The 11,687-nt window shown below is 74.7% G+C and carries 7 protein-coding genes; 1 reads left to right on the top strand and 6 read right to left on the bottom strand.

All coding sequences use genetic code 11. The annotated features are described in order from the left end of the window. Positions 1-302: 302 nt before the first annotated feature. From eno to mfd, 6 genes are all read right to left on the bottom strand, one after another. Positions 303-1,583 carry a phosphopyruvate hydratase gene (gene eno, locus J5O08_RS19505; protein WP_147795774.1) on the bottom strand — a complete coding sequence of 427 codons (1,281 nt, stop codon included), beginning with the start codon at positions 1,581-1,583 and terminating at the stop codon, positions 303-305. A gap of 98 nt (positions 1,584-1,681) precedes the next feature. Then, entirely contained in the window at positions 1,682-3,070 is a 1,389-nt protein-coding gene (pntB, locus tag J5O08_RS19500; protein ID WP_218708567.1) for a Re/Si-specific NAD(P)(+) transhydrogenase subunit beta, read from the bottom strand. 1 nt (position 3,071) lies between these two features. Beyond that, positions 3,072-4,634 (bottom strand): Re/Si-specific NAD(P)(+) transhydrogenase subunit alpha, encoded by a 1,563-nt coding sequence (locus J5O08_RS19495; protein WP_218708566.1) that lies wholly within the window; start codon positions 4,632-4,634, stop codon positions 3,072-3,074. A gap of 158 nt (positions 4,635-4,792) precedes the next feature. After that, a complete protein-coding gene (locus J5O08_RS21285) occupies positions 4,793-5,494 on the bottom strand; it encodes a MazG family protein (RefSeq protein WP_308281735.1) in 702 nt (233 codons plus the stop codon). Beyond that, complete coding sequence (locus tag J5O08_RS21280) at positions 5,491-6,042, bottom strand: hypothetical protein (protein ID WP_255590254.1); 552 nt, start codon at positions 6,040-6,042, stop codon at positions 5,491-5,493. The genes J5O08_RS21285 and J5O08_RS21280 overlap by 4 nt, the downstream gene beginning before the upstream one ends. 130 nt (positions 6,043-6,172) lie before the next feature. Then, positions 6,173-9,814 (bottom strand): transcription-repair coupling factor, encoded by a 3,642-nt coding sequence (mfd, locus tag J5O08_RS19485; RefSeq protein WP_218708565.1) that lies wholly within the window; start codon positions 9,812-9,814, stop codon positions 6,173-6,175. Between the two features lie 241 nt (positions 9,815-10,055). Between mfd and J5O08_RS19480 the strand changes: the two genes are divergently transcribed. After that, on the top strand, positions 10,056-11,687 hold a 1,632-nt coding region (locus J5O08_RS19480), incomplete at its 3' end, for an acyltransferase (protein ID WP_218708564.1).

Below are 11,687 nucleotides of genomic sequence, written 5' to 3'. Positions count from 1 at the left end.
GCTGCGCGGGCGTGCGGGCCGACGGGGTGCGCGGCGCGGGCGTGCGCGGCGCCGAGCCGCGCCGGTCGCCGCCGCGGGTCGCGTCGTCGTCGGCGCCGGTGCGGGGCGCGGCGGGACGACGAGGGGCGGGCATGGTCCCGATTGTGCCCCGCGCCAGGCCCGCGACCCCGCAGGCGACCCGGCCGTGTCCGCGCACGCACACGATCCGCACATGCCGCGGGCGGCGCCGGGCGCACCCCGGACGCGCCGGAGGCCGGCGACCCCGTGCGGGGTCACCGGCCTCCGGTCGAGAGCCTGGGGGCTCAGGCCTTCCAGCGGGGGAAGGCCGACAGGCCGGCGTAGCGGCCGGCGTCGTCCAGCTCCTCCTCGATGCGGAGCAGCTGGTTGTACTTGTTGATGCGCTCGCCACGGGCCGGCGCACCGGTCTTGATCTGGCCGGCGTTGGTCGCGACGGACAGGTCGGCGATCGTGACGTCCTCGGTCTCGCCGGAGCGGTGCGAGGTCATCGTGGTGAAGCCGTTGCGCTGGGCCAGGGTGACGGCGTCCAGCGTCTCGGTCAGGGTGCCGATCTGGTTCAGCTTGACCAGGAGCGAGTTGGCGGCCTTGAGCTCGATGCCCTTGGCGAGGCGCTCCGGGTTGGTGACGAACAGGTCGTCGCCGACGATCTGCACCTTGTCGCCGACCTTGGTGACGAGCTCGGACCAGGTGCCCCACTCGTCCTCGGACAGCGGGTCCTCGATGGAGACCAGCGGGTAGTCCGCGACGAGCTGCTCGTAGAACGCGATCATCTCGGCCGGCGCGAGGGCCTTGCCCTCGAACTGGTACGCGCCGTCCTTGAAGAACTCGGTCGCGGCGACGTCGAGCGCGAGCGCGACGTCCTTGCCCGGGACGAAGCCGGCCTTCTCGATCGCGACGAGGATCAGGTCCAGCGCGGCGCGGTTCGACTCGAGGTTCGGCGCGAAGCCGCCCTCGTCGCCGAGACCGGTCGACAGGCCCTTGCTCTTCAGCACGGACTTGAGGGAGTGGTAGACCTCGGCGCCGGTGCGCAGGGCCTCGCGGAAGGTCGGCGCGCCGATCGGGGCGACCATGAACTCCTGGATGTCGACGTTGGAGTCGGCGTGCGACCCACCGTTGAGGATGTTCATCATCGGGACGGGCAGCACGTGGGCGTTCGGGCCGCCGACGTAGCGGAACAGCGGCAGGTCGGCCGAGTCGGCCGCGGCCTTCGCGACGGCGAGCGAGACGCCGAGGATCGCGTTGGCGCCGAGCTTGCCCTTGTTCGGGGTGCCGTCGAGCTCGATGAGGGCCTGGTCGACCAGGCGCTGCTCGGTGGCCTCGAAGCCGATGAGCTCCGGGGCGATCTCGTCGATGACCGCGTTGACCGCGTCCTCGACGCCCTTGCCCAGGTAGCGCGACTTGTCGCCGTCACGGCGCTCGACGGCCTCGAAGGCCCCGGTCGAGGCACCCGAGGGCACACCGGCCCGGGCGATGGTGCCGTCGTCGAGCGCGACCTCGACCTCGACAGTGGGGTTGCCGCGCGAGTCGAGGATCTCGCGGGCGCCGACGGCCTCGATGCTGGCCATGGTGCTCCTTCGTCAAACGGGTCGGTTTGCGACCTCAGCCTAGTGCGCGCCGTCCGGTGCGTCGGTGGGACCTTCGGCAACCGGACGGTGAACGCCTGTCAGAGCGCGGCGACGATGCGCTCGACCTGGTCCTTCGCGTCGCCGAACAGCATCGCCGTGTTCTCCCGGAAGAACAGCGGGTTCTGCACGCCGGCGTAGCCGGTGGCCATCGACCGCTTGAACACGATCACCTGCTTCGCCTTCCACACCTCGAGGACGGGCATGCCGGCGATCGGCGAGCCCGGGTCCTCCAGCGCGGCGGGGTTCACGGTGTCGTTCGCGCCGATGACCAGGACGACGTCGGTCGAGGCCAGGTCGTCGTTGATCTCGTCCATCTCGAGGACGATGTCGTACGGCACCTTGGCCTCGGCGAGCAGCACGTTCATGTGCCCGGGCAGCCGGCCCGCGACGGGGTGCACGCCGAACCGGACCTCGACGCCCGCAGCGCGGAGCCGGGCGACCAGGTCGGCGACCGGGTACTGCGCCTTGGCGACGGCCATGCCGTAGCCCGGGGTGATGACGACGCTCGACGCGGACTTGAGCAGCTCCGCGACCTCGGCGGCCTGGATCTCGCGATGGTCCCCGACCTCGGCCGACCCCGAGGAGACGACGGTCCCGCCCTCGGTGCCGAAGCCGCCGAGGATCACGCTGACGAACGACCGGTTCATCGCGCGGCACATGATGTACGACAGGATCGCGCCGGAGGAGCCGACGAGGGCGCCGGTGACGATCAGCAGGTCGTTGTCCAGCATGAAGCCCGCGGCGGCCGCGGCCCACCCGGAGTACGAGTTGAGCATCGACACGACGACCGGCATGTCGCCGCCGCCGATCGCGGCCACGAGGTGCCAGCCGAGCGCGAGCGCGACGACGGTCATGAGCAGCAGCGGCACCAGCGACGGCGACGTCAGGAACCAGCCCAGCGCCCCGGCGGATGCCACGAGGGCACCGAGGTTCAGCCAGTTGCGGCCCGGCAGCGTCAGCGGCGCGGACGACATCTTCGCCGACAGCTTGAGGTAGGCGACGATCGAGCCGGTGAACGTCACGGCGCCGATGAGCACGCCGAGGAACACCTCGACGAGGTGCACCGCGTCGGCGTGCGTCTCGGTCAGGTAGGAGTTGAACCCGACCAGGACGGCAGCGGCGCCGACGAACGAGTGCAGCATCGCGATCATCTCGGGCATCTGCGTCATCTCGACGGAGCGGGCCCGCCAGGTGCCGACGGCGATGCCGATGATCAGCACCAGCGCGATGAGCAGCAGGGTGACGAGCGGGCTGCGCTCGGAGACGTCGACGCTGAGCAGGACGGTGGCGACCAGCGCGAGGGCCATGCCGACCATGCCGAGCAGGTTGCCGCGGCGGGCGGTCTCCTGCTTCGACAGCCCGGCGAGGCTGAGGACGAACAGGACGGCGGCGACGAGGTACACGCCCTGGGCTGCGGAGGTGAGCATCTCAGGCCTCCTCCTTCCGGAACATCCCGATCATCCGGTAGGCCACCAGGAAGCCACCGAAGATGTTGATGGCGGCGACCGCCGCCGCGGCGAACGCGAGCGCGGAGACGACCCAGCTGTCGCTGCCGATCTGCAGCAGCGCGCCGACCAGGATGATCCCGGAGATCGCGTTGGTCTGGGCCATCAGCGGCGTGTGCAGCGAGTGGCTGACGTTCGAGATGACGTAGTAGCCGACGAACACCGCGAGCACGAACACCGTGAAGTGCCCCGCGAACGCGGCCGGCGAGAACGTGATCGCCAGCGCGAGCAGCACGGCGCCGAGGGCCAGGCCGGTCATCTGGCGCTGCCCGCGGCGGCGCGCGGCCTCCCGGGCGAGCCGGGCCTGCTCGGCGGGGTCGACCGGCGTCACGGCCGGGGCGGGTTCCGCGGCCGGCGCCGCCGAGACCTGCACGGGCGGCGGCGGCCACAGCACCTCCCCCGCCCGCGTGACGGCCATGCCGCGCTGCACCGGGTCGTCGAGGTCGAGGACCAGCGCCCCGTCCTTGCCCGGGGTGAGCAGCGTGAGCAGGTTGACGACGTTGGTGCCGAACAGCTGCGACGTGTGCCGCGCCATCCGGCTGGTGAGGTCCGTGTAGCCGAGGATCGTCACGCCGTTCGCGGTGACGACCTTCTCCCCCGGCACGGTGAGCTCGCAGTTGCCGCCGCCCGACGCGGCCAGGTCGACGATCACGGACCCGGGGCGCATCGCGGCGACCATCTCCGCGCTGATCGTGCGCGGCGCGGTGCCGCGGACCAGGGCCGTGGTGATGACGATGTCGGCCTGGGCCGTCTCCGCGGCGTACATCTCGGCGGTCAGCCGCTCCTGCTCGGCGGTGAGCTCACGGGCGTAGCCGTCGGCGCTCACCTCCTGCTGGGCCGCGGCGGCCTGCACGAAGGACGCGCCCATCGACTCGATCTGCTCGCCGACCTCGGGCCGGACGTCGTAGGCGCGGACCTGCGCGCCGAGGCTGCCGGCCGCGCCGATGGCCGCGAGCCCGGCGACGCCCGCGCCGATGACGAACACGGTGGCGGGCGGGGTCTTGCCGGCGGCCGTCACCTGGCCGGTGAACATGCCGCCGAACTCCTCGGCGGCCTCGATGACCGCGCGGTAGCCGGCGACGTTCGACATCGTGCTGAGCACGTCGAGCGCCTGGGCGCGGGACACGCGCGGCACGGCGTCGAGGGCCAGCGCCGTGACGCCGCGGGCGGCCAGCGCCGCGACCCGCTCGGGGTGCGCCGCGGGCGCGAGCATCGACACCAGCGTGGCGCCGGGGGTCAGGGCGGCGACCTGCGCGTCGGCCGGGGCGTTCACCGTGGTCACCACGTCGCTCGCCCAGACCTCGGCCGCGTCGCCGAGGGCCGCGCCGGCCTCCGCGTACGCGGCGTCGGGGAAGCTCGCGGCCTCGCCCGCGCCGTGCTCGACGACCACCTCGTAGCCCAGCTTCGCCAGCCGGCCCACGGTGGCGGGCGTGGCGGCCACGAGCCGCTCGCCCGGCCGGGCCTCCTTCGGGACGCCGATCCGCATCGACCCCTCCTCGTCCGGTGTCGCGGTGCGCCCGCCCTCGCCGGGCGTGGGGCACCGGGCCGCGGGTGCACCGCCAGCCTCGCCCATCCTGGTGCCCGGGGCCCGCCGGCGTCCCGGACCTTCGGCCCGGCGCGCCCCCGGCGCGGCCCGGTCCGGCCTCAGCCCTGCTCGGCCGCCCGCAGCTCCCGCTCCCACGCCGCCGTCGCGCGGCGGAGCTCGCCCTCCGCGTCGAGGCCGGCCGCGCGGGCCTCCTGCACCAGGGCGAGCAGTCGCGCGCCGAGGTCGCCGGGGGCCTCGGGTCCGCCGGGGGCCGGTGCGGGCGCGACAGCGGCCAGCCCGGACCGCTCGGCCCGCGAGGCCACCTTCTGCGCCCGGGCCAGCGCGCCCATCGCGAGCGGCACGCCGTCGAGCACGGACTCCCGCTGCTTCTCCTCGCGCTTGATCGCGTCCCACTGCCGGTTCACGCCGTCGGCGTCCGCGACCTCGGCGGTGCCGAAGACGTGCGGGTGCCGCCGGACGAGCTTCGCGACCAGGTCGGCCGCGACGTCGTCGACGTCGAACGGCCCGGCCGGGTCCTCCTGGGCGATCCGGGCGTGGAACACCACCTGCAGCAGCAGGTCCCCGAGCTCCTCGCGCAGGTGCGCGCGGTCCCCGCCCTCGACGGCCTCCGCGACCTCGTACGCCTCCTCGAGCACGTACGGCACGAGGGAGGCTTGCGTCTGCTCGGCGTCCCACGGGCAGCCGCCCGGGGAGCGCAGCCGTTCCATCACCGCGACGAGCCGGCGCAGCGGGTCCGCGACGGCGGTGGGGTCCGCCGCGGCGGTGGGGTCCGCCGCGGCCTCGGCGCGGGCGTCGGTCACGGGGCCGGGGTCGGCGCGGCCCCGTCGGCGGACACGATCCACGGGTACGCGGTCGTGCCGACGGTGCCGAGGTCGTCCGCGGTGCCGAACCGGGGGTTCACGGTGAAGTCGAGGGCCCCGAGGTCCTCCTGCAGCGACGCGAGCAGCGTGTCGGCGTCGCTCGCGCCCTGCAGCCCCTGGATCTCCAGCAGGTACCGCATGACCGCGACCGAGGCCGGCGAGAAGTCCTGGGCCGGGGCGCCCGCGGCCTCGACCTGCTGGTCGAGGGCGTCGGCGGCCTGCTCGTCGGACACCGCGACGCCCGCGTCGGACGCCGCGGCGGCGACCGTCGGCTCCTGGATGAGCACGCCGAGGATCGCGGACGCCGAGACGCCCTGCAGCACGGGGGCGAGCTCCTGGGTCGCGGTCTCGACCTCGGACGTCGGGATCGACCGGCCCTCGACCACGGCCGCCGCGCCGGGGCGACCGCCGCCGCACGCCGCGAGCACGCCCGCCACCGCCAGCACCCCGACGGCGGACACCGTCCGCCGGACCGTCTTCCGCGTCACCGCACACCTGGCCTCTCGTCGCTCTCCGTCGCCCGACCGGGCCCATCGTAGGGGCCGGTCCTGGGCTCGGGGCCAGGACCGGCCCGGACGCGCTGCCGACGCGAGGGGGCGGGCGGGGGCGCCGGCCGGCTCAGCGTGCCGCCGTGCCCACCCCCGCCGCCGCGGACACGTCGCCGAGCACGACCGCGTCGATCAGCTGCCTCGCCCAGGACATGACCGCCTCGCCGTGCAGCGGCTTGCCGCCGATCCGGGCCGTCATCGGGAACGGCACCAGGACGGTGCGCAGCGCGGGCTTGAGCACCGAGCCGGGGTACAGCCGCTTGAGCCGCAGCTGCGCCGACTCGGGCAGGTCGACCGGCGCGAACCGCACGAACTTGCCCTGCGCGGTGACGTCGGTGAGGCCGGCGGTGCGCGCGTGCAGCCGGAACCGGGCGACCGCGAACAGGTTGGTCACGGGCTCCGGGATCGGGCCGTACCGGTCGATCAGCTCCGCCGAGATCTCCTCGAGCGCCGCCTCCTCCCCCGCCGCCGCGAGCTTGCGGTACGCCTCCAGGCGCAGCCGCTCGTGCGCGATGTAGTCGTGCGGGATGTGCGCGTCGACGGGCAGCTCGACCGTGACGTCGGGCAGCTCCTCGGGCTGGTCGCCGCGGTAGGACGCGACGGCCTCGCCGACCATCCGGATGTAGAGGTCGAAGCCGACGCCCTCGATGTGCCCCGACTGCTCGCCGCCGAGCATGTTGCCCGCGCCGCGGATCTCCAGGTCCTTCATCGCGACGGCCATGCCCGCCCCGAGGTCGGTGTTCGCGGCGATCGTCTGCAGCCGGTCGTGCGCGGTCTCGGTGAGCGGCTTCTCCGGCGGGTACAGGAAGTACGCGTACGCCCGCTCCCGCCCGCGGCCGACGCGCCCGCGCAGCTGGTGCAGCTGGGACAGGCCGAGCCGGTCGGCGCGCTCCAGGATCAGCGTGTTGGCGTTGGAGATGTCGAGGCCGGTCTCGACGATCGTCGTGCACACCAGGACGTCGAACCGCTTCTCCCAGAAGTCGACGATCACCTGCTCCAGCTGGTGCTCGTTCATCTTGCCGTGGGCGACCGCGATCCGGGCCTCAGGCACCAGCTCGTTGAGCCGGGCCGCGGTGCGCTCGATCGACTCGACCTTGTTGTGCACGTAGAACACCTGGCCCTCGCGCAGCAGCTCGCGGCGGATGGCGGCGGAGATCTGCTTCTCCTCCCAGGCGCCGACGAAGGTCAGCACCGGGTGCCGCTCCTCCGGCGGGGTCGCGAGGGTCGACATCTCGCGGATGCCGGTCACCGCCATCTCGAGCGTGCGCGGGATCGGGGTCGCCGACATCGCGAGCACGTCGACGTTGGTGCGCAGCGCCTTGAGCGTCTCCTTGTGCTCGACGCCGAACCGCTGCTCCTCGTCGATGATGACCAGGCCCAGGTCCTTGAACCGCACCTCGCCCGTGATGAGCCGGTGCGTGCCGATGACGACGTCGATGCTGCCGTCGCGCAGGCCGTCGACGACCGCCTCGGACTCCGCCTTGGCCTGGAACCGCGACAGCGCCTTCACGGTGACCGGGAACCCGGCGTACCGCTCGGCGAACGTGTCGAGGTGCTGCTGCACGAGCAGCGTGGTCGGCACGAGGACCGCGACCTGCTTGCCGTCCTGCACGGCCTTGAAGGCCGCGCGCACCGCGATCTCGGTCTTGCCGTAGCCGACGTCGCCGCAGATGAGCCGGTCCATGGGGACCGACTTCTCCATGTCGGCCTTGACCTCGTCGATGGTGGCGAGCTGGTCCGGGGTCTCGACGTACGCGAACGCGTCCTCGAGCTCGCGCTGCCACGGGGTGTCCGGGCTGAACGCGTGCCCGGCCGTCGCCTGGCGCGCCGAGTACAGCCGGATGAGCTCGCCGGCGATCTCCTTGACCGCCTTGCGGGCGCGGCCCTTGGTCTTGGCCCAGTCGGAGCCGCCCATCTTGTTGAGGCTGGGCGCCTCGCCGCCGACGTACTTGGTCACCTGGTCGAGCTGGTCGGTCGGCACGAACAGCCGGTCGCCCGGCTGGCCCCGCTTGGACGACGCGTACTCGACCACCATGTACTCGCGGGTGGCCGCGGCCGCACCGGTGCCGATCGTGCGGGACACCAGCTCGACGAACCGGCCGACGCCGTGCTGCTCGTGCACGACGAAGTCGCCCGGGCGCAGCTGCAGCGGGTCGACCACGTTGCGGCGGCGGCTCGGCATCTTGCGCATGTCGCGGGTGGACGAGCCGGGTCGGCCCGTGAGGTCGGACTCGGAGAACACCGCGAGCCGCAGGTCCTCGGACACGAAGCCCGGGCCGACCTGCGCGGGCATGACGAGGACGACGCCGCCCTCGAGGTCGCCCTCGAGCGCCGGGACCAGCCGGGCGGGCACGTCGGCGGCGCGCAGCTGCTCGGCCATGCGCTGCGCGGGGCCGTGGCCCTCGGTCGCGAGCAGCAGCCGCCAGCCGTCCTGCTGCAGCCGGCGGACGTCGGCCACGGCGCGGTCGACCTCGCCGCGGTACCGCTCGACGTCCCGGGCGGCGACCACGACGGTCTCGACGCCGTCGTCGGCGCTGCGGAGCGCGTCCGGGTCGGCGGTGCCCTCGGCGGCGTCCGCGTCGAGCGTGAAGGGGCTCAGCGTCCACCAGCCCAGGCCGCGCACGGCGGCGAGCGCCCGCACCTCGGCGAACGACGCGAACGAGGCGGCGGACAGGTCGAGCGGGGTCGCGGCGCCGGCCGCGGCGGACGTCCAGGCGGCCTGCAGGAACTCCTCGGTGGTGGCGACGAGGTCGTGCGCGCGACGCCGGACCCGCTCGGGGTCGGCCAGCACGAGCAGCGCGTCGTCCGGCACCAGGTCGAGCACGGGGACCATCTCGCCGACGAGCGCCGGGGCCAGCGACTCCATGCCCTCGACGGCGATGCCCTGCGCGAGCTTGTCGAGCATGTCGACCGCCCCGGGCAGCCGCTCCACCAGGGACGCAGCACGCTCGCGCACCTCGTCGGTCAGCAGGATCTCCCGGCACGGCGGCGCCCACAGGCCGTGGCCCGCGACCTCGAGGCTGCGCTGGTCGGCGACGGAGAACCAGCGGATCTCCTCGACGTCCTCGCCCCAGAACTCGATGCGCAGCGGGTGGTCCTCGGTCGGCGGGAACACGTCGAGGATGCCGCCGCGCACGGCGAACTCCCCGCGGCGCTCGACCATGTCGACCCGGCTGTAGGCGGCGGCCACCAGGCGCTCGGCGACCTCGGACAGGTCGGCCCGCTCCCCCACGTTCAGCGACACGGGCACGAGCTCGCCCAGCCCGGCGACGACCGGCTGCAGCAGCGCGCGCACCGGCATGACGAGGACCCGGATCGGGCCGGTGTGGCCGGGCTCCGGGTCGGGGTGCGCCAGGCGGCGGAACACGGCGAGCCGGCGCGCGACGGTGTCGCTGCGGGGCGAGAGCCGCTCGTGCGGCAGCGTCTCCCAGGACGGCAGGACCGCGACGTCGTCGTCCGGCAGGTAGCAGCGCAGCGCGGCGGCGGTCTCGTCGGCGTCGCGGCCGGTGGCGGTGACGACGACGAGGGGGCGGCCGGGGCGCGCGGCGCCGGGGGCGGCCTCGGCGCGGGCGCCCGCGAGGGCGGCCAGCAGCGGCGGGCGGATGCCGGCGGGCCCGACGACGTCGACCTCGCCGCGGGACGGGACGAGGGAGACGGCGCGCGCGACGGCGGGGTCGGTGAGGAGGACGGGCAGCAGTCCGGCGACGTTCATGGGTTCCTTCCGGGGGTGCCGGCGGCAGGGCGCGGTCAGCACGAGAACCCCGGATCCGCAGGACCCGGGGTGCGGTCACCACTCTACGAGCGACCACCGACACACTCACCCTGACGGCGGCACCCCTCTTGACACGTTCTGCACCCTTTGTCCTAATTTGCACTTCAACTAGAGGCCTGACGCGGGGCTCCCGCGCAGCCGCGACCAGCCCCGGCCGACGACTGCAACCCGGGAGGGCGACATGGGTACCGCGCACGGCGGCGACCGCCTCCCCGTCCTGTGGAGCCTCAACGGCCTGCGGGCGGTCGGCGCGCTGCTCGTGATGCTCTACCACGTGAACTCCTGGAACCTGCAGGTCGTCCGGGGGTCCAGCGCGTTCTACACGGGCGTCGGGCTGTTCTTCGTGCTCTCCGGCTTCGTGCTCACCTGGACCGCGCAGCCCGGGACGACGCTCGGGGCGTTCTACACCCGCCGGCTCGCCCGGATCCTGCCGAACCACCTCACGGCGTTCGCGATCGGGCTCGCGGTGACGGTGCTCGTGGTGGGCGCCACGGTCGACCCGGGCACGCTGCTGGCGGGGATGTTCCTCGTCCAGGCGTGGTCGCCGGACGGCCAGGTCGTGTTCGCCGTGAACGGCGTCGCCTGGTCGCTGTCCTGCGAGATCGCGTTCTACGCCGCCTTCCCGGCCCTGCTGTGGGCGCTGCGCCGGATGCAGCCGCGCACGCGGGTCCTCGTCGCCGGGGCCGCGCTCGCCGCGCCGGTCGCCGTCGCGCTGGTCTGGCCGTCCCTCATCCCGCTGCTGTTCCACCTGCCGCCCGCCCGGCTCCCGGAGTTCCTGCTCGGCATGGTCACGGCGCTGGCGGTGCGCGAGGGCTGGCGGCCCCGGGTCCCGGCCTGGGCGCTGCTCGCCGTGCTCGCCGCGTGCGTGCTCGGCGCCGCCGCCGTCGACGTCCACCCCACGGTGCTCACCGCGGTGCTGGCCGCGATCTTCGCGCCGCTCGCCGCGGGCTGCGCGTGGGGCGACATCGACGGGCGCAACCGCTGGGCGCTGCACCCGGCGGTGAAGCTGGGCGGGGCGCTGTCGTTCTCGTTCTACCTGCTGCACGAGCTGGTCATCAAGGTCGTCGTGGCGACGCCCGTGCGCGGGCCCGCCGCGATCGGGATCGTGCTGGTGGTCTCGGCGGGCCTCGCGTTCCTGCTGTGGCGCGGCGTCGAGCTGCCGGCCCGCGCCCGGATCCTCGCGGCGCTCCCCGCGCCCGCGCCGCGGCTCGGGGCGGCCCCGCCGCCGCACGCGCCCGGCGGACGACGGGCACGGCACAGCCGGGCGCGCGAGGTGGCGTGGTCGTTCCCGCTCACGCCGGCGGCCGGGACCGCGGCTGTGGCGGTGGCGGCGGGCTCGGTGGCCGCAGGCTCGGTGGCCGCGGGCTCCGTGGAGGCGGGCTCGGTCGCGGCGGACCCGCGCCAGGCGGTGCCGGTCAGCGCCCCGGTCCCGAGCGCGCAGCACATGGTCACCCACCTCGGGAGCCCACCACGGTCCGCGGCGCCCGGGCAGGGCGCCCCCGCGACGACCCCCGGGTACGTCGCGACGGCCCACGGTCTCGCGCTGACGGACGTGCCGCGCGCGCTGGAGCCGGCACCGGCGCACGCCGCGATCGCCGCCGGCCCCGCGTCCGCCGAGGGCGCCGTCGGTGCCGCGGCGCTGGTGGCGGTGGCCGCCATGGCCGCCGCGGGACGCCCCGCCGAGGGGCAGTCCGACCACGCGGCCTGGTCGCGGGACGCGCGCACCGTCGCGGGTCGACCGCCGGCGGACGACGCAGCGGCGTGGGCGGCGCCGGAGCCGCCGGCGGGACAGCGCGCTGCGGCCGACGGCGCC

This window comes from Cellulomonas sp. PS-H5, from assembly GCF_019265565.1.
Classification (GTDB): Bacteria; Actinomycetota; Actinomycetes; order Actinomycetales; family Cellulomonadaceae; genus Cellulomonas.
The sequence above is the reverse complement of the archived record's forward strand: the minus strand, read 5'-3'. Positions and strand labels throughout refer to the sequence as shown.

Bases quoted from the DNA above. Each gene is read 5' to 3' on its own strand.
- eno (WP_147795774.1), bottom strand. From the start codon at position 1,583: ATGGCCAGCATCGAGGCCGTCGGCGCCCGCGAGATCCTCGACTCGCGC.
- pntB (WP_218708567.1), bottom strand. From the start codon at position 3,070: ATGCTCACCTCCGCAGCCCAGGGCGTGTACCTCGTCGCCGCCGTCCTG.
- J5O08_RS19495 (WP_218708566.1), bottom strand. From the start codon at position 4,634: ATGCGGATCGGCGTCCCGAAGGAGGCCCGGCCGGGCGAGCGGCTCGTG.
- mfd (WP_218708565.1), bottom strand. From the start codon at position 9,814: ATGAACGTCGCCGGACTGCTGCCCGTCCTCCTCACCGACCCCGCCGTC.